The sequence below is a fragment of the Achromobacter pulmonis genome, assembly GCF_902859765.1.
Lineage (GTDB): Bacteria > Pseudomonadota > Gammaproteobacteria > Burkholderiales > Burkholderiaceae_B > Achromobacter > Achromobacter pulmonis.
Genome location: NZ_CADIJV010000002.1, coordinates 337,324 through 360,092, shown reverse-complemented (window position 1 = coordinate 360,092; position 22,769 = coordinate 337,324). Strand labels below are relative to the sequence as shown.

12 protein-coding genes are annotated in these 22,769 nt (G+C 67.2%); all 12 read left to right on the top strand.

Annotation, left to right across the window (positions count from 1 at the left end; all coding sequences use genetic code 11):
* Window positions 1–137 precede the first annotated feature (137 nt).
* The 12 genes from HV701_RS03215 to HV701_RS03160 all read left to right on the top strand — a co-directional run bounded on the left by HV701_RS03215 (window position 138) and on the right by HV701_RS03160 (window position 22,726).
* Complete coding sequence (locus HV701_RS03215) at window positions 138–5,360, top strand: alpha-2-macroglobulin family protein (protein ID WP_175131637.1); 5,223 nt, start codon at window positions 138–140, stop codon at window positions 5,358–5,360.
* Window positions 5,357–7,579, top strand: coding sequence for a penicillin-binding protein 1C (gene pbpC / locus HV701_RS03210; RefSeq protein WP_175131636.1), 2,223 nt, complete (start codon window positions 5,357–5,359; stop codon window positions 7,577–7,579). Before HV701_RS03215 ends, pbpC begins: the two co-directional genes overlap by 4 nt.
* A 55-nt stretch (window positions 7,580–7,634) precedes the next feature.
* The gene (clpA, locus tag HV701_RS03205; protein WP_175131635.1) at window positions 7,635–9,944 is read left to right on the top strand and encodes an ATP-dependent Clp protease ATP-binding subunit ClpA; all 2,310 of its coding nucleotides are present in this window, start codon (window positions 7,635–7,637) and stop codon (window positions 9,942–9,944) included.
* 10 nt (window positions 9,945–9,954) lie between these two features.
* Window positions 9,955–11,280, top strand: coding sequence for a paraquat-inducible protein A (locus HV701_RS03200; protein ID WP_175131634.1), 1,326 nt, complete (start codon window positions 9,955–9,957; stop codon window positions 11,278–11,280).
* A 66-nt stretch (window positions 11,281–11,346) separates the two neighbouring features.
* Window positions 11,347–13,011 (top strand): PqiB family protein, encoded by a 1,665-nt coding sequence (locus HV701_RS03195; RefSeq protein WP_175131633.1) that lies wholly within the window; start codon window positions 11,347–11,349, stop codon window positions 13,009–13,011.
* Window positions 13,012–13,015: 4 nt separating this feature from the next.
* On the top strand, window positions 13,016–13,693 hold the full coding sequence (locus HV701_RS03190) for a PqiC family protein (protein WP_244957828.1): 678 nt from the start codon (window positions 13,016–13,018) through the stop codon (window positions 13,691–13,693).
* Window positions 13,694–13,863: 170 nt separating this feature from the next.
* A complete protein-coding gene (gene putA, locus HV701_RS03185) occupies window positions 13,864–17,685 on the top strand; it encodes a trifunctional transcriptional regulator/proline dehydrogenase/L-glutamate gamma-semialdehyde dehydrogenase (protein ID WP_175131632.1) in 3,822 nt (1,273 codons plus the stop codon).
* Between the two features lie 193 nt (window positions 17,686–17,878).
* Window positions 17,879–19,024 carry a branched-chain amino acid ABC transporter substrate-binding protein gene (locus tag HV701_RS03180; protein ID WP_175131631.1) on the top strand — a complete coding sequence of 382 codons (1,146 nt, stop codon included), beginning with the start codon at window positions 17,879–17,881 and terminating at the stop codon, window positions 19,022–19,024.
* A 156-nt stretch (window positions 19,025–19,180) separates the two neighbouring features.
* On the top strand, window positions 19,181–20,110 hold the full coding sequence (locus HV701_RS03175) for a branched-chain amino acid ABC transporter permease (protein WP_175131630.1): 930 nt from the start codon (window positions 19,181–19,183) through the stop codon (window positions 20,108–20,110).
* Window positions 20,107–21,195, top strand: a complete 1,089-nt coding sequence (locus tag HV701_RS03170; RefSeq protein ID WP_175131629.1) for an ABC transporter permease subunit — start codon at window positions 20,107–20,109, stop codon at window positions 21,193–21,195. The genes HV701_RS03175 and HV701_RS03170 overlap by 4 nt, the downstream gene beginning before the upstream one ends.
* Window positions 21,192–21,992, top strand: a complete 801-nt coding sequence (locus HV701_RS03165) for an ABC transporter ATP-binding protein (protein ID WP_175131628.1) — start codon at window positions 21,192–21,194, stop codon at window positions 21,990–21,992. Before HV701_RS03170 ends, HV701_RS03165 begins: the two co-directional genes overlap by 4 nt.
* On the top strand, window positions 21,989–22,726 hold the full coding sequence (locus tag HV701_RS03160; RefSeq protein ID WP_175131627.1) for an ABC transporter ATP-binding protein: 738 nt from the start codon (window positions 21,989–21,991) through the stop codon (window positions 22,724–22,726). Before HV701_RS03165 ends, HV701_RS03160 begins: the two co-directional genes overlap by 4 nt.
* The last annotated feature ends 43 nt before the right edge of the window (window positions 22,727–22,769 follow it).

The window sequence follows — 22,769 nt, the reverse complement described above, 5'->3', positions numbered from 1 at the left end:
CGCGCCGCCGCGACAGGCGGGGCGCTGCCGCACCGGGTCACAAAGCAGGAACCGCGCACCGGGAAGCGCGCGGAAAAATCAGGTCGGCAGCTCCGCCGCAAAGGAGCATCGCATTCGAGTAGGCGGGGAGGTTTGCCGTGAGTGGAAAGAACAGCAAGACCTGGCTGGCGGTCGCCGGCGCAATCGTGGTGGCCGGCGCCCTGGGCGTGGGGTGGTGGATGGGCAAGGGCGGCGAGTCGGCCGCGCCTGGTGCGCCACCGGTGGCCAGCGCGCCGGCAGCGGCGCCCGCTGCCGCGGCGGGCGATGCCAAGCCGCAGGCCTTGCCCGCCACGGCCACGGTCGGGTCGGCCGATCCGTTCGCCGCGCTCAATTGCCAGCCGCGCCAGTACAACGACGCGCTGTCGCTCGCGGTCACTTTCACCCAGCCGGTCGATGCCAAGGCCGACCTGAACAAATTCCTGCAGGTGATCGACACCGGTGCGGCCTCGGGAAAACCCGACCGTGACAACGAGCAGGCCGCCCAAAATGGCGACCAGCCGGCATCGGTCAAGCCGGGCGATGCCGCGCCCAAAGGCAAGGTCATCCAGGGAAGCTGGGTGGTCGGATCGAATCCGCGCATGGTGTATTTCCCTTATGTCCAGCCGCAGCGCTCGTACGCCATTGCGGTACGCGCGGGCTTGCCCGGCGCCGGCGACAAGGGGGTGCTGGCCACCGCTTCGCATTGTGCCGTGACCACCGACGCCATGCCGCCCTCGTTCTATTTCGCCAGCCGCGGCGTGGTGCTGCCGGCCGGGCAGAATGGCGGCCTGCCGGTGGCGACCGTCAACATGCCCGAAGTCGACGTGCAGTTCCTGCGCGTGGCTCCCGAGCGCGTGCCGGAACTGTTCGAAACGGTGCTGGGGATCGGCCGCAACAGCGCCACATCGGAGGATGACGAGTCCGGCGGCTACGACGAAGACAGCTGGCGCTATTCCGGCAATCGCAGCCTGAAGGGCTCGGTCAGCAACTGGGACCTGGATCGCCTGAACACGCTGACCACCAGCGTCTACCAGGGCCGTTTCCTGACGGACGACAAGCCCAACCGCCGCCACGTCACTTTCCTGCCGGTCGAAGGCATCAAGGAACTGCAGGAACCCGGCATCTACGTCGCGGTGATGAGCCAGCCCGGCCGTTTCCGCTATGAGTACCAGGTTACTTATTTCTATGTCAGCGATATCGGTCTGCACGCCCGCCGCTACAGCGACCGCATCGAGGCCTACTCGGTGTCGCTCAAGAGCGGCCAGGCGATTTCCGGCGCGCTGTTCGAGCTGGTGGACGGCGCCGGTAAGACGCTGGCCAAGGCCCAGGCGGATGCCCAGGGCCACGTGCGCTTCGACGGCAGTTTCACCAACGCCCGTGTCATCCGCGCCTCGCGCGACAAGGAAATGACCGTGCTGGCGCTGGCCGAACCGGCGCTGGACCTGTCCGAATTCGATATCGGCGGCCATATCTCCCGCCCCAACAATCTGTTCGTCTACGCCGGCCGCAACCTCTACCGCCCCGGCGAAACCTTCCATGTGTCGGTATTGCCGCGCGACCTCGACGGCCGCGTGATGCCGGCTTCGCCGTTGACTGCCACCATCAAGCGTCCCGACGGCCGCGTGGTTTCGACCAACCTGTGGCAGCCGGCCAAGGACATGCAAGGCTATGTCGAGCGCGCCATCGACCTGCCGCCCGACGCCCAGACCGGCGCCTGGATGCTGGAACTGCGCGTTGACCCGGCATCGCGCGCGCCGGACGCCTCGTGGAAGTTCCAGGTCGAGGAATTCCTGCCCGAGCGCATGAAGATGGCGCTGACGTCCGACCAGGAAGTGCTGTCGCCGAACGAGACCCTGACGATCGATGTGCAGGGCGACTACCTGTATGGCGCGCCGGCCGCCGGCAACCGCCTGCTGTCCAGTTTCCAGGTCAAGCGCGACCGCTATGCATTGCCGCAGCAATGGCCCGGTTTCATCTTCGGCGACGTGGCCGACGATTCGCGCCGCCATTTCGAAGAGCTGCCGGAAGCCGCGCTGGATTCGACCGGCGCCGCGCAGTTGGAGGTCGAACCGCGCACCGAGGGCACCCACTCGCCCATGAAAGTGCGGGTATCGGCCAGTCTGCTGGAATCGGGCGGCCGCCCGGTGGTGCGTTCGATCGAGCGCAGCGTCTGGCCCGCTGACAAACTGATCGCCGTGCGTCCGCAGTTCGACGGCGATGTGGCGCGCGAAGGCTCCCCGGCCGCATTCGAAGTGCTGCGCGTGGATGCGCAGGGCAAGATCGCGCCGCTGGCGCAGGCGCAGATGCGCCTGTATCGCGAGGAACGCCAATATTACTGGCGCTTCGACGACCAGCGCGGCTGGAACAGCGGCTACACCGAAACCGAGGAACTGCTCGACTCGCGCGAGATCGCGCTGAAGGACCGCGGCCAGTTCACGGTGCCGGTCAAGTGGGGCCGCTACCGCCTGGAAATCGCCGATCCCGAGACGGGCGAGACCCTGCGCTACCGTTTCTACGCGGGCTGGGATGCCCAGGATGCCGACGCCATGGGCAACCGCCCCGACCGCGTGCAGATGAAGCTCGAAGGCGTGCCGGCCAAGCCGGGCGACAGCGTCAAGCTGACCCTGACGCCGCCGCACGACGGCCAGGCCCTGATCACCGTCGAGGGCGACCGCATGCTGTGGTCGACCTGGGTGGCCGTGAAGGCGACCGGCACGCAAGTCGAAATTCCGATCGACAAGAGCTGGAAGCGCCATGACCTGTACGTGGCCGCGGCGGTATTCCGCCCTGGCAGCGAAGGTGATCGCGTGACCCCGGCGCGCGCGCTGGGCCTGACGTTCCTGCCGATCGCCAGCGTCGACCGCAAGCTCGACGTCAAGCTGACGGCCGCCGCCAAGACCGAACCCGAGACCAAGACCACCGTTCGCGTGAAGGTCGACGGCGCCCAGGGCAAGCAGGCCATGGTGACGCTGTCGGCGGTCGACGTCGGCATTCTCAACATCAACCAGTACCGCACGCCCGATCCGCTCGACTTCTTCTTCGGCAAGCACCGCTACGCGCCCGAATTGCTGGACATGTACGGCAAGCTGATCGAGAAGATGGACGGCACCAAGGGCAAGCTGAAGTGGGGCGGCGATGCCGCCATGCGCGGCGACAGCAAGAGCCTGCCCAAGAAGGTCAAGCTGGTCGACCTGTTCTCGGGGCCGGTCAAGCTCAATGACAAGGGCGAGGCCGACATCCCGCTGGACCTGCCGGACTTCAACGGCACGCTGCGCCTGATGGCGGTCGCGTTCACCGCCGACAACTTCGGCAGCACCGACGCCGAAATGGTGGTGGCGGCGCCGATCGTGGCCGAGCTGAACACGCCGCGCTTCATCACTCCGGGCGACCAGGCCGCGATCGCGCTGGACGTGACCAACCTGAGCGGCGCCGACCAGAAGGTGACGGTCAAGCTGGAAGCGCTGGATCCGGTCGGCATCGTCGACGGCACCCGCACCGTAACGCTCAAGGACAAGCAGCGCACTACGCTGCGCTTTACCGCCAGCACCACCGGCTCGTATGGCCTGGGCCTGATGCGCCTGACCGTGGACGGGCAGGGCGGCGCCAAGCCGATCCATATCGTGCGTGAATCGGTGCTGCAGGTGCAGCCGGCCTACGCGGCCGAGCGCCAGGTGCGCCGCCTGCGCCTGAACCCGGGCGAGTCCAACACGCCGCAGGCGTCGTGGGTGGCGTCGTACTACCCGGACTCGACCACGGTCAGCATGACGGTTTCGAACCGTCCGCCGATCAACGTCAACCGCGTGGTCGAAGGCCTGCTCAACTACCCCTACGGCTGCACCGAGCAGACCATCAGCGCGACGCTGCCGTGGGTGCTGATCGACGAGGAAGCGGCCAAGCAGTTTGGTCTGAAGCCGCGCACCCAGGCCGAGCGCGAGGCCAAGGTCGCGGGCGCCCTCGGCCGGCTGTCGGGCATGCGCAACGCGGCCGGCTCCTACAACCTGTGGAGCAGTTCGTCGGCGCGCGATGTGTGGCTGACGGCCTACGCCGTGGGCTTCATGCAGGATGCGCGCGACAAGGGCTTCGCGATTCCCGAAGCCTCGCTGGATCGTTCGCGCCAGTGGCTGCTGGAGCAGGTGCAGCAGAGCAGCGGTTCGTTCGGCACCTGGTCGGCCAATCTGAAGCGCGACTTCGAGTCGGGCCGCCTGGACAGCAGCGGCATGAGTGTGCTGCGTGAAGACCATCGCCGCTTCGCCGGCCTGGCCACGGCCGCCCTGGCGCTGGCGCGCGACAAGAAGGCGCCGCTGTCGACGGTGCGCCAGCTGTTCGACAACTACCAGGACCGCGCGCGTTCGCCGCTGCCCCTGATCCAGCTGGCCGCGGCGTTCAAGCTGATGGGCGACGAAGGGCGCATGAAGAGCGCGCTCGACCAGGCCATGACGCGCGAGTACGGCATCACCCGCCGCGCCAACAGCTATTACGATGACTGGCTCGGCGACTACGGCAGCGCCGTGCGCGACTACGCGCTGTCGTATGCGCTGGCCAATCAGTACGGGCTGCATCACGACCGTGTCGAGAACCTGATGACGCAATTGGCCGCGCGCATGGGCAACCGTTCGTACCTGTCGACCCAGGAACAGATGGCCCTGTTGCTGGCGGCGCGTGCCGCCGGGGGCGACAAGTCCACTCCCTGGCAGGCCACGTTGACCATCAACGGCGCGCGCAAGGCGCTCGAAGGCGGCAGGGCCGACCGCAGCGTTTCGCTGAGCGCGGCCGATCTGGCCGGCACCCAGCTCGTCAATACCGGCAGCCAGTCGCTCTTCGTCGAGTACGACATCCAGGGCAGCCCGACCACCGCGCCGGCGCCGCGCAGCGATGTGATCAAGCTCAAGCGCGGCTGGTATCGTCCGGACGGCAAGCCCTGGGATGGCGGCACGCTGCAGACGGGCGACATGCTGGTGGTGTGGGTCCAGGCCAGCGCCAACCAGAACATTCCCGACGGCCTGCTGGTGGACCGCGTGCCCGCCGGCTTCGAGGTCGAGAACCTGAACCTGTCGCAGAGTCCCGAGATGCAGGACTGGAGCATTGGCGGCCGCCGCGTGGCCGACGCGATGTCCGATCCCAACATCAAGCACCGCGAGTTCCGCGATGACCGCTATGTCGCGGCGGTCGCGCTGGGCCGTGGCAAGGTCGATGTGTTCTACCTGGTGCGGGTCGTGACGCCGGGCCGCTACGCGGTGCCGTCGACCGTGGCCGAAGATATGTACCGGCCCGAGATCCGTGGCGTAGGCGAGCAATGGAGCACGGTCGAAATCCGCGATCGCAGCGCCAAGCAGCGTCCTTGAACCCCGCCGCCACCCCGCCGGCGGGCGCCTCGCGCGCCCGCCGCTGGCGGCGGCGCGGACTCTACGCGGCCAGCGTGTGTGTAGCGCTGGCCGCGTTGTTATTCGTGTTCGACCGCCTCTATCCCTTGCCCCCCATCGATTCCGGCGGCGCGGCGGTGGTGGTCGCCGCCGACGGCACGCCATTGCGCAATTACCCCAGCCGCGATGGCATCTGGCGCTATCCGGTCAAACCGGAACAGGTGTCGCCGCACTATCTGGACACCTTGCTGACCTATGAGGACCGCTGGTTCTACTGGCATCCCGGGGTCAATCCGGTGTCGCTGGCGCGCGCGGGCTGGCAATGGGCCACCAATCGCCGCATCGTCTCGGGAGGCTCGACCCTGACCATGCAGGTGGCGCGCCTGATCGATCCGCAACTGGCCGGCAAGCCGTCGCGCACGATAGCGGCCAAGCTGCGCCAGGCCTGGCGCGCCGTGCAGCTGGAAATGCACTACAGCAAGGATGAGATCCTGTCGCTGTACCTGACGCATGCCCCGATGGGCGGCATTGTCGAAGGGGTGGAGATGGGCGCGCGCCTGTGGCTGGGCAAGCCCGCGCGCGACCTCAGCCCGGCCGAGGCGGCGATGTTGACCGCCTTGCCGCAGGCGCCGTCGCGGCTGCGGCCGGACCGCCATCCGCAGGCCGCGCAGGCGGCGCGCGACAAGGTGTTGGACCGCATGGTCGAACTGGGCCGCTGGACGCCGGCCGAAGTCGCCGATGCCAAGATCGAACAGGTGGTGGCACCGCCACTGCGCGCCCGCTGGCTGGCGCCGCTGGCCGCGCAACGCCTGCTGCAGGAGGCCGGACGGCCCCGGGCCGGCTCGCACCGTCCGGGCAACCGGCCGCCGGTCCTGACCTCGACCCTGGATGCCGACATGCAGGCGGCGGTCGAGCGCATGCTGCTGGATCGTGTCGACAATCTGCCGCCCAAGGTCTCGATGGCGGTGCTGGTGATGGACAACGACACGCTGGCGGTCAAGGCCTACGCCGGTTCCGCGGATTTTTCCGACGATACCCGTTACGCCCATGTGGATATGGTGCGCGGCGTGCGTTCGCCCGGCTCGACCCTCAAGCCATTCCTGTATGCGCAGGCCCTCGATGATGGCCTGATCCATTCGGAAAGCCTGCTGATCGACGCGCCGCTGTCGTTCGGTGGCTACGCCCCGGGCAACTTCCAGGCGTCCTTCTCGGGGCCGGTCAGTGTGGCGCAGGCGCTGCAGCGCTCGCTCAATGTGCCGGCGGTGGACCTGCTGGACCGGGTCGGACCGAACCGCTTCGCCTCGGTTATGCTGACGGGCGGGGTCTGGCTGCGTCTGCCTGCGGGCGCCGAGCCGAACCTGAGCTTGATTTTGGGCGGGGGCGGCACCACATTGGAAGAACTGGTGGGGGCTTATCGGGCCCTGGCCCGTGGCGGCATCTCCGGGCGTCCGCGCCTGCGGCCGGAGCAGCCCCGGGTCGAGTCCCGTATGATGAGCGCAGGCGCGGCCTGGATTGTCCGCGACATCCTGGAGGGGGGCGGCCACCCGGACCGGCCCTTTTACCAGTCGGGCAGCCCGGCGCGGCGGCTGGCCTGGAAAACCGGGACGAGTTTCGGATTCCGGGACGCCTGGGCGGTCGGCGTGACCGACAGCTGGACCATCGGCGTGTGGGTGGGCCGGCCGGACGGCACCCCCAATCCCGGGTTTTTTGGGGCGAATGTGGCGGCGCCGCTACTGCAGGATATCGTCGCGGCCCTGCCCGAAGGCGTCCAGCACGTGCGCGTGCGGCCCGCCACGGTGCAGCCGGTCGTGACCTGCTGGCCGCTGGGCTACCGGCTGGGCAGCGTGCCGTCGGGAGAGTGTCCCGAACAGCGCGCGGCCTGGGCCTTGAATGACACGGTGCCGCCGTCGTTCGCCGGCTATGCCGATGCCACCCAGGGGCCGCTGCGCCTGGGCGGGGTGGCCAGCGGTTCGGTATTGCGGCCCGTGCCTGGCAGCGACCAGGTGGCGGTGGATGTGGATGTGCAGGGCGCCGAAGGAGAAGTTTGGTGGATGCTCGACAGCCGCGTGGTGGGTCATGCCGCGTCGGGTCGTCCGTTTAATCTGGTGCTGACGCGGGACGGACGGTATACGCTTACCGTCATGGACGCGCAAGGCCGTCATGACAGCGTGGTTTTTGAAATCGCTGGCGTTACGCCCTGATCGGCATAGAATATGAATCGTGTATTTGCCCGCTTCGATGCGTTACGGAGGAAGCGTGATTTCCCAAGAGCTTGAAGTCAGCCTGCATATGGCTTTCGTCGAGGCCCGTTCGGCCCGGCACGAATTTATTACCGTCGAGCACCTGTTGCTCGCGCTGCTCGATAACGCTTCCGCGGTTGAAGTGTTGCGCGCCTGCGCCGCCAACCTGGATGACCTGCGCCGCAACCTGCGTCAGTTCGTTTCGGAAAACACGCCGGTGATCCCCAGCGGCGCGGAAGTCGATACCCAGCCCACGCTGGGTTTCCAGCGCGTCATCCAGCGCGCGATCATGCACGTGTCCGCGGGCGGCACCGGCAAGAAGCCGGTCACCGGCGCGAACGTGCTCGTGGCCATTTTCGGCGAAAAGGATTCGCACGCCGTGTACTACCTGCAACAGCAGGGCGTGACGCGGCTGGACGTGGTGAATTTCCTGTCGCATGGCATTACCAAACAGCCACAGGTGGAGTCCGCCGCCGTGCAGAAAGAGCAGCAGACCAATGGTGAAGAGCAGGGCGAATCGCGCCAGTCGCCGCTGGACCAGTATGCAACCGACCTGAACGCCGCGGCGTTGGCCGGCCGCATCGATCCGCTGATCGGGCGCGAGCACGAAGTCGAGCGCGTGATCCAGGTGCTGTGCCGTCGGCGCAAGAACAACCCGCTGTTGGTGGGCGAGGCAGGCGTGGGCAAGACCGCCATCGCCGAGGGCCTGGCTTGGCGCATCACGCGCGGCGAAGTGCCCGAGATCCTGCAGGCCGCGCAAGTGTTCGCGCTGGACATGGGCGCGCTGCTGGCCGGCACCAAGTACCGCGGTGATTTCGAGCAGCGCCTGAAGGGCGTGCTCAAGCAGATCCGCGGCAATCCCGACGCGATCCTGTTCATCGACGAAATCCACACGCTGATCGGCGCCGGCTCCGCCTCCGGCGGCACGCTGGATGCCTCCAACCTGCTCAAGCCGGCCCTGTCCTCGGGCCAGCTCAAGTGCATCGGCGCGACCACGTACACCGAATATCGCGGCGTCTTCGAAAAAGACCACGCGCTGTCGCGCCGTTTCCAGAAAATCGACGTGCCCGAACCGAGCGTCGAGCAGACCGTGCAGATCCTGCGCGGCCTGAAGAGCCGCTTCGAAGAGCATCACAACGTGCGCTACTCGGCCGCCGCGCTGTCGGCCGCCGCCGAACTGTCGGCGCGTTTCATCAACGACCGCCACCTGCCGGACAAGGCCATCGACGTGATCGACGAGGCCGGCGCCGCGCAGCGCCTGCTGCCGCGTTCGCGCCAGAAGAAGGTGATCGGCAAGATCGACATCGAGAACATCGTTTCCAAGATCGCGCGCATTCCGCCGCAGTCGGTCTCCAACGACGACCGCAGCAAGCTCGCCACGCTCGACCGCGATCTCAAGACCGTGGTGTTCGGCCAGGACAACGCCATCGAGGCGCTGTCCGCCGCCATCAAGATGGCGCGTTCGGGCCTGGGCAAGCCGGAAAAGCCGATCGGCGCTTTCCTGTTCTCCGGCCCCACCGGCGTCGGCAAGACCGAAGTCGCGCGCCAGCTGGCGTTCACGCTGGGCGTCGAACTGCTGCGCTTCGACATGTCCGAGTACATGGAACGCCACGCGGTCTCGCGCCTGATCGGCGCGCCGCCCGGATACGTCGGGTTCGACCAGGGCGGCCTGTTGACCGAGGCCATCACCAAGCAGCCGCACTGCGTGTTGCTGCTCGATGAAATCGAAAAGGCCCATCCGGACGTCTTCAACATCCTGCTGCAGGTCATGGACCACGGCACGCTGACGGACAACAACGGCCGCAAGGCGGACTTCCGCAACGTCATCCTCATCATGACGACCAACGCCGGCGCCGAGACCCTGAACCGGCCGTCCATCGGCTTCGCCAATTCGCGCGTGGTGGGCGATGAAATGGCCGAAATCCGCCGCATGTTCACGCCCGAGTTCCGCAACCGGCTGGATGCCATCATCCCGTTCGCGCCGCTGGACCGCGAGATCATCCTGCGCGTGGTCGACAAGTTCCTGATGCAGCTCGAAGACCAACTGCACGAGCGCCGCGTCGAGGCCGTCTTCACCACGGCCCTGCGCGAGCACCTGGCCAAGGAAGGCTTCGATCCGCTCATGGGGGCGCGGCCGATGCAGCGCCTGATCCAGGACACCATCCGGCGCGCGCTGGCCGACGAGCTGCTGTTCGGCAAGCTGGTCGATGGCGGCACCGTCACGGTGGACCTGGACGAGGCCGGCAAGGTCACGCTGGATTTCGACGAACACGGCAAGCCGCCGTCGGCGAAGCCGGACAAGCAGGAAGTCGAACTCGTCGAATAAGGCCCTGCCTGTGAGTAGCGCGGAGAGCCAGCCGCTGATCGAGTGCGAACACTGCGCGAGCATCTATCGCCGACATCGGCTCGAACCTGGCGAGACCGCCAATTGCGCCCGCTGCGGCGCCATCCTGTGGCGCTACAGCGGGCTTACTTTGTCCAATTGGCTGGCGCTCGCCATCGCCGCGCTGATCGTCTTCGGCGTGGCCAACGCCTATCCGGTCGCCTCGATGTCGGTGCAGGGCATGGTGCAGCAGGCCTCGCTGCTGGACGCGGTCGGCATCACCTGGCGCCAGGGGCATTACACCGTGGCGATCATGACCGGCCTGGCGGGCTTCGTGCTGCCGTTGTTCCAGCTGGGGGTGCTGCTGTGGGTGTTGGGGCCCTTGTCGCGTGGGGCCGAGCCGGCGGGCTTTCGCGGCGCGATGCGCCTGCTGGGCTTGCTGCGTCCCTGGTGCATGGTGCCGGTGTTCCTGCTGGGCGTGCTGGTGGCGGTGGTCAAGCTGGCCGGCATGGCGGCGGTATCGCCGGGCGTCGGCTTGTTCGCCTTCGGCGTGCTGACTATCTTCCTGACCATGCTGGGCCGCCTGACGCCGCACGTGCTGTGGCGCTATGCCGAAAGCGAGGGCGTGGTGCCGGTGCATGTGCCCGAGGCCGGTCCCGATCAGGTGCTGACCGGTTGCCATGTCTGCGGCCAGGTGCAGGCGGTGCCGCGTGGCGGCGACCCCGAGGAAGAACACCATTGCGTGCGCTGCCACGCGGTGGTGCATTACCGCAAGCCGGATCACCTCAGCCGTACCTGGGCGCTGTTGCTGGCGGCCGTGGTGTTCTATATTCCCGCCAATGTGCTGCCGGTGATGAAGGTCAGTTCGGTGCTGGGCGACAGCGCCCACACCATCCTGGGCGGCGTGGTGGAATTGTGGGACATGGGGTCCTGGGACATCGCGCTGATCGTTTTCATTGCCAGCGTGGCGGTGCCGCTGACCAAGTTGCTGGCGCTGATCCTGTTATTGTTGACCGAGCAGTGGCGCAGTACCACCAACCTGCGCCCGCGCACCCGGCTGTACCAGATGGTCGAGTTCATCGGCCAATGGTCGATGCTGGACGTGTTCGTGGTGATCCTGCTGGCGGCACTGGCCGATTTCCAGGGGCTGATGGAAATCAGCGCCGGAGCCGGCGCCGCGGCGTTCGGCGTGGTCGTCATCCTGACCATGCTGGCGGCCATGAGCTTCGACCTGCGTCGCAGCTGGGATCTGGAAAATACCAGCGAGCTGGACGATGCCACCTTGGCCGCGGCCGATGGCCGGCCAAGCGCGTCCGCCGCTGGCGCGCGGGCGGGTTGACGCCGGCACGATTGCGGGGCGCGGGCGACCTGTCGCGTGCCGTTTCAAGAAGAAGAGGAAAAACCGATGTCCGACCAAGCCCCTGGATCTGGTGAAGAGAAGTTCGCGTCACCGACGATCTCGCGCAAGCGCAAGAGCCGGATTTCATGGATCTGGCTGGTGCCCGTCGTCGCGGCGCTGATGGGCCTGTCGCTGGTGGTGCGGACCTGGATGCAGGCCGGCCCCGACCTGTCGATCGAATTCAATACCGCCGAAGGGCTGGAGGTCGGCAAGACCCAGCTGCGCTACAAAGACGTGAACGTCGGCACGGTCAAGTCGATCGGTTTCAACGCCGACCGCAGCAAGGTGGTGGTGCAGGCCGAACTCTCCAAGGACGTGGCCGACCTGGCGCGCGAGGGCACCAATTTCTGGGTGGTGCGTCCGCGCCTGGACGTCAGCGGCGTCTCGGGGCTGGGCACCCTGTTGTCGGGGGCCTATATCGGCGTGGACGCGGTCGAGGGCAAGGATCACGCCAAGAAGGCCACCAAGCTCCATTTCGTCGGCCTGGAGACGCCGCCGGCCGTCACGCATGACCGCGCCGGCAAGCGTTTCATGCTCAAGGCCTCGGACCTGGGGTCGCTGGATATCGGGTCGCCGGTGTATTTTCGCCGCATCAATGTGGGCCGGGTGATCGGTTATGCGCTCGACAAGACCGGCAACGCGGTCAACGTCGAGGTTTTCGTGGATGCGCCCAACGACAAGTTCGTCACCCACGGCACCCGTTTCTGGAACGCCAGCGGCGTGGATTTCAGCGTCAACGCCGAAGGCCTGAAAGTGCGCACCCAGTCGCTGGTCTCGATGGCGGTGGGGGGCGTGGCGTTCGAACCGGTTTACAGCGCGCGCGATGCCAACACGCCGGCGCCGGCCGACACGCACTTCGAGCTGTATCCGACCGAGACGGCGGCCAAGGCCAACCCCGACGGCGAAGCGTTCCCGATCCGCATGCGTTTCGACCAGTCGATCCGGGGGCTGGCGGTGGGCGCCGCCATCGATTTCTCCGGCATCACGCTTGGCAACGTCACGCAGATCACCATGGATTTCGATCCCGTCAGCAAGCGTTTCTTCGCGTTGGTGGACGCCACGCTGTATCCCGAACGCCTGGGCCGGGTCTACGACGAAATGCGCGAGCATGCCATCAAGGATGGCGACGAGGCTGGCGGGCGCCTGCTGGGCATCATGATCAAGCATGGCCTGCGCGCCCAGTTGCGCACCGCCAACCTGCTGACCGGCCAGTTGTATGTGGTGCTGGACGATTTCCCCAATGCCAAGCCGGCGGAATTCAAGATGTCCAATCCGGCCATCATTCCGACCGTGCCCGGGCAACTTGACCAGTTGCAGCAGCAGGTCAGCAATATCGTGGCCAAGATCGACAAGATTCCGTTCGACAAAATCGGCGAGGATTTGCGCGCGACGCTCTCGAGCACCTCCAAGTTGATGACTCGCCTGGACAAGCAGGTGGCGCCACAGGCCCAAGGCGTGCTCAAGCAGGCGCGCGACTCCCTGGCCAACTTGAATGCGCTGCTGGCGTCGGATGCGTCATTGCCCGTCAACACCGAGAAGGCCATGCAGGAATTGAGCCGTGCCGCCCGTTCGTTGCGCGCGCTGGCCGACTTCCTGCAGGCGAACCCCGAGTCGCTGCTGCGCGGGCGCGGCGATGACCCGATCCCCGGCGCCGGCCCGGTCAGGAACTGAACCCATGAATCGACTCCCTTCCTCTCCTTTTGCCGCCTGCCGCCGTGGCTTGGCGGCGCTGGCCTTGCCCTTGCTGCTGGCCGCCTGCGCATCGTCGCCGCCGGTGCGGTACTACACGCTGCAGGGGCCCGCGGCCCAGGCGCCGGCCGTGCCGCGCGCGTCCGCGCCATTCCTGCTGGAAGTGCAGGGCGTCAATGTCGCCGCGCAGGCCGACCAGCCGCAATTGATGGTGCGAACCGGCGATGGCAGTGTGGCGGCGCTGTATTCCGAACGCTGGAGTTCGCCGCTGGGCGACGAGATCCGTGGCGCCCTGTCCGACGCGCTCAAGCATGATCTTGGGGCGCTGGACGTGCAGGTCGTCAAGCCCGGCGCGGACGCGCCTGTGTGGCGGGTGCAGACGGATGTGCAACGGTTTGACCTGGTGTCGGGCCGCATGGCGCAACTGGATGTCACCTGGCGGGTGCGGCCGGTCAATCTCCAGGGCAGCGGGTTGCTGTGCCGCAGTGTCGTCACCGAAGCCGTGAGCGAGACCGGTGTGCCACCGCTGGTCGCGGCGCAGCAGCGCGCGGTGGCGGCCCTGGCGGGGGCGATGGCATCGGCCATCCGCGGCCAGACGCCGGATAGCGGCGGCGCGGTGCGGATGCTGGGCTGCTCGCCCTTGGCCGAGGCCGCCGGCGCCTGATTCCAGGGAGCGGCAGACGCGGGGAAAGCTGCCGTGATCTCAGGCGGTTAACCATAGGGTTAACCTTAATACAAAGCCGGTTGCAACCTGACTAGCATACGGTCCTACCGATGCCGGGCCCCTTCGCGGGTCCGGTGTGACCTTTGCCATGCGACAGGAAGCAATCTCTTATGGCCAGCACCACCCTAGGCGTCAAGGTCGATGACGCGCTACGCGACCGCCTGAAGGCCGCCGCGCAAAAACTCAATTGCACGCCGCACTGGCTGCACAAGCAGGCGATCGTCGCCTACCTGGACAGGATCGAACGCGGCCACCTGCCGGCCGAGATGTCGCATCTGGGCGGCGACGAGGGGGGCGATGACGAGGGCGGCGAGCAACAGGTTGCCGCCACGCCGCCGTTCTACGAGTTCGGCCAGGACGTGCAACCGCAATCGGTGCTGCGCGCGGCCATCACCGCCGCCTACCGCCGTCCCGAGCCGGAATGCGTGCCTTTGCTGCTGGGGCAGGCCCGCATGCCCAATCTGGAAAAAGTGCACGCAATGGCCGCCGACCTGGTCAAGAAGCTGCGCGGCAAGCGCAGTGGCGGCGGGGTGGAAGGCCTGATCCAGGAATTCTCGCTGTCGAGCCAGGAAGGCGTGGCGCTCATGTGCCTGGCCGAGGCGCTGCTGCGCATTCCCGACCGCGCCACGCGCGATGCGCTGATCCGCGACAAGGTCGCGCGCGGCGACTGGAAATCGCACATGGGCGGTTCGCAATCGCTGTTCGTCAACGCCGCGACCTGGGGCCTGATGATCACGGGCAAACTGGTGGCCGTGAGCAGCGAGCAGTCCTTGTCCAAGGCGCTGACGCGCCTGATCGGCAAGGGCGGCGAGCCGCTGGTGCGCAAGGGCGTGAACATGGCCATGCGCATGATGGGCGAGCAGTTCGTGTCGGGCCAGACCATCTCCGAAGCGCTGGCCAACAACCGCAAGATGGAAAGCCGCGGCTTCCGCTATTCCTACGACATGCTGGGCGAGGCGGCCACCACGGCCGAGGACGCCGAGCGCTATTACGCATCGTACGAACAGGCCATCCACGCCATCGGCAAGGCCGCCGCCGGCCGCGGCATCTATGAAGGTCCCGGCATCTCCATCAAGCTGTCGGCGCTGCACCCGCGCTATTCGCGCGCCCAGCGCGAACGGGTCATGGCCGAACTGCTGCCGCGCATGAAAGCCTTGACGATCCTGGCGCGCAGCTACGACATCGGCCTGAACATCGACGCCGAAGAAGCCGACCGCCTGGAGATCTCGCTGGACCTGCTGGAGGCGCTGTGTTTCACCCCCGAGCTGGAGGGCTGGAACGGCATCGGCTTCGTCATCCAGGCCTATCAGAAGCGCGCGCCGTTCGTGATCGACTACGTCATCGACCTGGCCCGCCGCAGCCGCCATCGCGTGATGGTGCGGCTGGTCAAGGGCGCATATTGGGACAGCGAGATCAAGCGCGCCCAGGTCGACGGCCTGGAGGGGTACCCGGTGTACACGCGCAAGGTCTACACCGACGTGGCTTACCTGGCCTGCGCCCGCAAGCTGCTGGGCGCGCCGGAAGCCGTGTATCCGCAATTTGCCACCCACAACGCTTACACCCTGTCGGCGATCTACCATCTGGCCGGGCAGAACTATTATCCGGGCCAGTATGAATTCCAGTGCCTGCACGGCATGGGCGAGCCGCTCTACGACGAAGTGGTCGGGCCGCTGGCGCAGGGCAAGCTGAACCGTCCCTGCCGCATCTACGCGCCGGTCGGCACGCACGAAACGCTGCTGGCGTATCTGGTGCGGCGGCTGTTGGAGAACGGCGCCAATACGTCGTTCGTCAATCTGATCGGTGACGAGACCATCCCGGTCGAGACGCTGGTGGCCGATCCGGTCGAAGCCGCGACGCGCATCGTGCCGTTGGGCGCGCCGCACGAGAAGATCCCGCTGCCGCGCGAACTCTATGGCAGCGTCCGGCAGGGCGCGCGGGCCAATTCGGCCGGCCTGGACCTGAGCAATGAACACCGCCTGGGTTCGCTGGCGGCCGCGCTGCTGGCCAGTGCCGCTACGCCCTGGCGCGCCGGGCCCATGCTGGGTGACGGCGAGGGCGCCTGGGATCCGGCCCGTGCCGTCGACGTGCGCAATCCCGCCAACCTGCGTGACGTGGTTGGCCAGGTGATCGAGGCCAATGCCGAGGAAGCCGAGGCCGCCCTGCGCGCCGCCGCCAATGCCGCGCCCATCTGGCAATCGACGCCGGTGGCCGAGCGCGCGCAGTGCCTGCGGCGCGCGGCGCAGCTCCTGGAAGAGCAGATGCAGACCCTGCTGGGCCTGATCGTGCGCGAAGCCGGCAAATCGCTGCCCAACGCGATTGCCGAAGTGCGCGAAGCGGTGGACTTCCTGCGCTATTACGCCGACCAGGCCGACCGCGAATTCGGCAACGACACGCACCGCCCGCTGGGCACGGTGCTGTGCATCAGCCCGTGGAACTTCCCGCTGGCCATCTTCACCGGCCAGGTCGCGGCGGCGTTGGCCGCGGGCAATACCGTGCTGGCCAAGCCGGCCGAGCAGACGCCGCTGATCGCGGCGCAGGCGGTGACCATCCTGCGCGCCGCCGGCGTGCCGGCCGGCGCCGTCCAGTTGCTGCCGGGCCGCGGCGAGACCGTGGGCGCCCAACTGGTGGCCAGCGCCGGCGTGCGCGGCGTCATGTTCACCGGCTCGACCGACGTGGCGCGCATCATCGCGCGCACGCTGTCCGATCGCCTGGACGACGACGGCCACACCATTCCGCTGATCGCCGAAACCGGCGGCCAGAACGCCATGGTGGTGGATTCCTCGGCGCTGGCCGAGCAAGTGGTGTTCGACGTGCTCAGCTCGGCTTTCGATTCGGCCGGGCAGCGCTGTTCCGCGCTGCGCGTGCTGTGCGTGCAGCAGGACAATGCCGATCATGTGCTGACCATGCTGCGTGGCGCCATGCGCGAGTTGAGCGTGGGCAACCCCGACCGCCTGTCGGTCGACGTCGGCCCGGTCATCGACACCGAGGCGCGCAACAACATCCAGCGCCATATCGACGCGATGCGCACGGCGGGGCACCGCGTGGACCAGGTGGAACTGAATGGTGAATGCCGCCATGGCACTTTCGTGGCGCCGACCATCATCGAGATCGATCACATCAGCGAGCTGACGCGCGAAGTCTTCGGTCCGGTGCTGCACGTGGTGCGCTATGCCCGCGACGAGCTGGACGCCCTGCTGGACGCCATCAATGGCACCGGCTACGGCCTGACCTTCGGCGTCCACACCCGCATCGACGAAACCATCGCGCATGTGACCGGCCAGGTCCATGCCGGCAACGTCTACGTCAACCGCAACATCGTCGGCGCCGTGGTCGGCGTGCAACCGTTCGGCGGCGAATGCCTGTCGGGGACCGGACCCAAGGCGGGCGGGCCGTTGTACATGTACCGCTTGCTGGGCACGCGTCCCGAGGGCCTGCCGCCGGCGCTGGACGCGGCGGCGCCATTGCCGCAGCGCATTGCGCTGCCGGGGCCCACGGGCGAGACCAATACCTACATGGTCGAGCCGCGCGGCGCGGTCTATTGCGTGGCGGCTACCGACGCCGGCGCGCGGGCGCAATGGGCGGCGGCGCGGCTGACCGGCAACCATGCCTGGTTCGCGGATACGCCCGCGGCGCAGGCGCTGCTGGCCGGGCTGGACGCCGAGCAGCAGGGGCAGGCCGGCATCCTGGCCGATGCCGAGGTTGACCAGGCCGATTACCAGGCGGTGCTGTTCGAGGGCGATGGCGATGCGCTGCGCGCGCTGAACCAGCGCATTGCGCAGCGTCCTGGCGCTATCCTGGCGGTGCACGGGCTGACTTCGGATGCCCTGGCGGCCGGCGCCGCTTATGTGCCGGAACGCCTGCTGACCGAGCGTTCCATCAGCGTGAATACGGCCGCGGCCGGCGGCAACGCCAGTCTCATGACCATCGGCTGAGCGTGACCGAGGGGTAACCCTAGGGCAACCAAGGGTTATCTCCAATATCGAGCCGGGTTGCACTCAAAGCAAAATCCGGTCGCACCTGAAGTTCGATTGTGGCAACCCGGCAATCGCACTCAAATAGACCATCTGGCCCAAAAGCCCAGGTATATATAAAACAAAGCCACATCCGACATACCGGAGGATTCCCATGAAGTTTCGCACCACTTTGAAGCTTGTCGCCGCCAGCATTGCCGCCGTCGGCATGGCCACCGCCGCGCACGCGGCCGACGTCAAATTCGGCTTTGCCGCGCCGCTGACCGGTCCGCAGTCGCACTACGGCGAGGACATGCAGAACGGCTTGAACCTGGCCCTGGAAGAAGCCAACAAGAAGGGCATCAAGGTCGACGGCCAGCCCGCCAAGTTCGTGCTGGTGTCGCGCGACGACCAGGCCGATCCGCGCGTGGGTGTGCAGGTCGCGCAGCAGTTGGTCGACGAGAACGTTGTCGGCATCCTGGGCCACTTCAACTCGGGCACCACGATCCCCGCTTCGCGCGTCTATCACGAAGCCGGCCTGCCGCAGATCGCCATGGCCACTTCGCCCGAGTACACCAAGCAGGGCTACGACACCACCTTCCGCATGATGACCAGCGACACCCAGCAGGGCGCCGCGGTCGGCAAGTTCATGGTGCAGAGCCTGAAGGCCAAGAAGGTCGCCATCATCGACGACCGCACCGCCTACGGCCAGGGCCTGGCCGACGAGGTCGAGAAGGCGGTCAAGGCCGCCGGCGGCCAGGTGGTGCGCCGCGAGTACACGACCGACAAGGCCAACGACTTCACGGCCATCCTGACCAACATCAAGGGTGCGGCGCCCGATGCCATCTTCTACGGCGGCCTGGATGCCCAATCCGGCCCGATGAAGCGCCAGCTGGCCACGCTCGGTCTGAAGGCGCCGCTGGTCTCGGGTGAAATGACCCGCAGCGACACCTTCATCAAGCTGGCCGGCGATGCCGCCGACGGCACCTACGCTTCGCTGGCCGGCGTGCCGCTGGACAAGATGGCCGCAGGCAAGGACTTCGAGCAACGCTACCAGGCCCGCTTCAAGAAGGCCCCGGGCGTGTATGCGCCGTATGCCTATGACGGCGCCTGGAACATGATCAGCGCCATCGAAGCGGCCGGCTCGGCCAAGCCCGAGAAGTACCTGCCGGAACTGGCCAAGCTGAACCGCAAGGGCGCGACCAGCGAGCACATCGCCTACGACAAGAACGGCGATCTGAAGGAAATCTCGGTCACCATCTACGAAGTCAAGAACGGCAAGTGGGAGATGGTCGAAACGATGGTCAGCCAGGCCAATTAAGGCTGCCTGACCCGGCCAGGACGCGGCGTCGCCGCGCCTGGCCACCTTGACCCCGCGCGCGCCGCCCGGCGCGGCGGCGATTGGCGCGAAGGCGGCCCCCGGGCCGCGCCGCATCCGAACTTCGCGCGATTTTTTCCAGGCTTTTTTGCGGCCCCTATGGATATCTTCATTCAACAACTGATTAACGGCATCACGCTCGGCAGCGTCTATGCCCTGGTCGCCCTCGGCTACACCATGGTGTACGGCATCATCGGGCTGATCAACTTCGCGCATGGCGACGTCGTCATGATCGGCGCGATGGCGGCGACCACGATCGCCATTTCGCTGGTCGGCGGCGACCCGTCCGCCTCCGCCTTCATGGTGCTGGGCCTGGGCCTGCTGGTGTCGGTGCCGCTGTGCATGGCGGTCGGCTGGACCGCCGAGCGCGTGGCCTACCGGCCGCTGCGCCGCGCGCCGCGCCTGGCTGCCCTGATCACCGCCATCGGCGTATCGATCATCCTGCAGAACCTGGCGATGATGGGCTGGGGCCGCAACTACCTGAACTTCCCGCAGGTGCTGTCGCCGCGCGTGTTCGAGATCTTCGGCGCCCGCATGAGCACGCTGCAGATCGCCATTGTCGCGATCGCCGCGCTCATCATGGGCGGGTTGCTGGCGGTGGTGCACAAGACGCGCCTGGGTACCGCCATGCGCGCCACCGCGCAGAACCGCGAAGTGGCGGGCCTGATGGGCGTGAACATCAACACGGTGATCTCGGCGGCGTTCCTGATCGGTTCGGCGCTGGCCGCCGTGGCCGGCATGATGGTCGCCACCTATTACGGCGTGTCGCAATACACCATGGGCTTCATGCTGGGCCTGAAAGCCTTCACGGCCGCGGTGCTGGGCGGCATCGGCAACCTGGTCGGCGCCATGGCCGGCGGCCTGCTGCTGGGCATCATCGAATCGCTGGGCGCGGGTTACATCGGCGACCTGACCGGCGGCTTCCTGGGCAGCCACTACCAGGACGTGTTCGCGTTCTTCGTGCTGGTGCTGGTGCTGATTTTCCGTCCCTCCGGCCTGCTGGGCGAACGTGTGGGAGACCGCGCATGAGTACCACATTGAAAAACAGCGGGTTCTCGGCCCGCAACCTGATCGGCATCGCGCTGATCGGCATCGTGCTGGCGGTACTGCCGTTCGTGCTGGGCATGGCCGGCCAGAGCTGGGTCCGCATCCTCAACTTCGCGTTGCTGTATGTGATGCTGTCGCTGGGCCTGAACATCGTGGTGGGCTTTGCCGGGCTGCTCGACCTGGGCTATATCGCGTTCTACGCGGTGGGCGCCTACACCTGGGCGCTGCTGGCCTCGCCGCACTTCGGCCTGCATCTGCCGTTCTGGGCGATCCTGCCGATCGCGCTGGCGGTGGCGTGCCTGTTCGGCGTGCTGCTGGGGGCGCCGACGCTCAAGTTGCGCGGCGACTACCTGGCCATCGTGACGCTCGGTTTCGGCGAGATCATCCGCATCTTCCTGAACAACCTGAACGCGCCGGTCAACATCACCAACGGCCCGCAGGGCATCAACCGCATCGACACCTTCAAGGTGGGCGAGTTCGCCTTCGGCCGCACCGAGAGCCTGCTGGGCATCCGCGTGACCGGGCCGGAGAAGTACTACTACCTGCTGCTGGCGCTGACGCTGATCATCATTCTGGTGTGCGTGCGGCTGCAGAACTCGCGCATCGGCCGCGCCTGGGAAGCCATCCGCGAAGACGAGATCGCCGCCAAGGCGATGGGCATCAACACCCGCAACATCAAGCTGCTGGCCTTCGCCATGGGCGCCTCGTTCGGCGGCGTGGCGGGCGCGCTGTTCGCGTCGATGCAGGGCTTCGTCAGCCCCGAGAGCTTCTCGCTGATGGAATCCATCTCCATTCTGTGCATGGTGGTGCTGGGCGGCATGGGCCACATCCCGGGCGTGATCCTGGGGGCATTGATCCTGGCCGCGCTGCCGGAGTTCCTGCGCGCGGTGGTCGAGCCGGTGCAGCAGATGCTCTTCGGCGCCGTGGTGCTGGACCCCGAGGGCATCCGCATGTTGCTGTTCGGCCTGGCGATGGTGTGCGTGATGCTGTTCCGCCCTGCCGGCCTGTGGCCATCGGCCGTGCGCCGGCGTGAGCTGGCGACCAAGGCCCAGGGAGGTGCGGCATGAACAAACTGCTGCAAGCCCAGGGACTGGGCAAACGCTTCGGCGGCCTGCAGGCCCTGTCGGACGTCAGTTTCGACATCGAGCAGGGCGAGATCTACGGCCTGATCGGTCCCAACGGCGCCGGCAAGACCACGCTGTTCAATGTGCTCACCGGCCTGTACATCCCGGAAGACGGCAGCTGCACCTTCAATGGCGCGTCCATGTCGGGCAAGAAGCCGCACGAGGTGGCGCATGCCGGACTGGCGCGCACGTTCCAGAACATCCGCCTGTTCGCCAACCTCAGCGCGATCGAGAATGTCATGATCGGCCGCCACCTGCGCACCCGCGCCGGCGTGCTGGGCGCCGTGTTCCGTACCCGCGCCACGCGCGCCGAGGAAGCCGCCATCGAGGCCCGCGCCCAGGAGCTGCTGGACTACGTCGGCATAGGTCACCGCGCCAACGATGTGGCGCGCTCGCTGCCTTATGGCGACCAGCGCCGCCTGGAGATCGCGCGCGCGCTGGCCACCGATCCCAAGCTGCTGGCGCTGGACGAGCCGGCCGCCGGCATGAACGCGTCGGAAACCGTGGTGCTGCGCAAGCTGATCGAGAAGATCCGCGGCGATGGCGTCACCGTGCTGCTGATCGAGCATGACATGAAGCTGGTCATGGGCCTGTGCGATCGCGTGCTGGTGCTGGAATACGGCAAGGTGCTGGCCATGGGCAAACCGGCCCAGGTGCAGCGCGACCCCAAGGTCATCGAAGCGTATCTGGGCGCGGGCGCCGCCCAGGATCCGCTGATTCATCAGGAGCGCCCGGCATGACGACGGCAAGCAAACCCCTACTGGAACTGCGCGGCCTGCAGGTCGCGTACGGCGGCATCCGCGCGGTGCGCGGCATCGACCTGCGCGTGGATGAAGGCGAACTGGTGTGCCTGATCGGCGCCAACGGCGCTGGCAAGAGCACCACCCTGCGTGCCATCTGCGGCCTGGTGCCGATGGCCGGCGGCGAAGTGGTCTACGGCGGCCAGTCCATCGGCGGCCAGAAGTCGCACGAGCTGGTGCGCCAGGGGCTGGTGATGGTGCCCGAGGGGCGCGGCATCTTCGGTCAGCTAACCATCGAGGAAAACCTGGCGATGGGCGCGTATATCCGGCGTGACGCCGCGCAGGTGCGGCAGGACACCGACCGCGTGTTCACGCTGTTCCCGCGCCTGGCCGAACGCCGCAAGCAGGCGGCAGGCACGCTGTCGGGCGGCGAGCAGCAGATGGTGGCCATGGGCCGCGCGATGATCGCGCGTCCGAAGCTGCTGCTGCTGGATGAGCCCTCGATGGGTCTGGCGCCGCTGATGGTCGAGAAGGTCTTCGAGGTGGTGCGCACCATCGCCAGCGAGGGCGTCACGATCCTGCTGATCGAGCAGAACGCGCGCCTGGCGCTGGAAAACAGCCACCGCGGCTACGTGATGGAGTCCGGCGAGATCACCTTGTCGGGCCCGGCCCGCGACATGCTGCACGATCCCAAGGTGCGCGCGGCGTACCTGGGGGAAGTGGAAGAAGCCTAGGCCCGCTCCGCGGGCGACACGGAAAAGCCCGGCATGCCGGGCT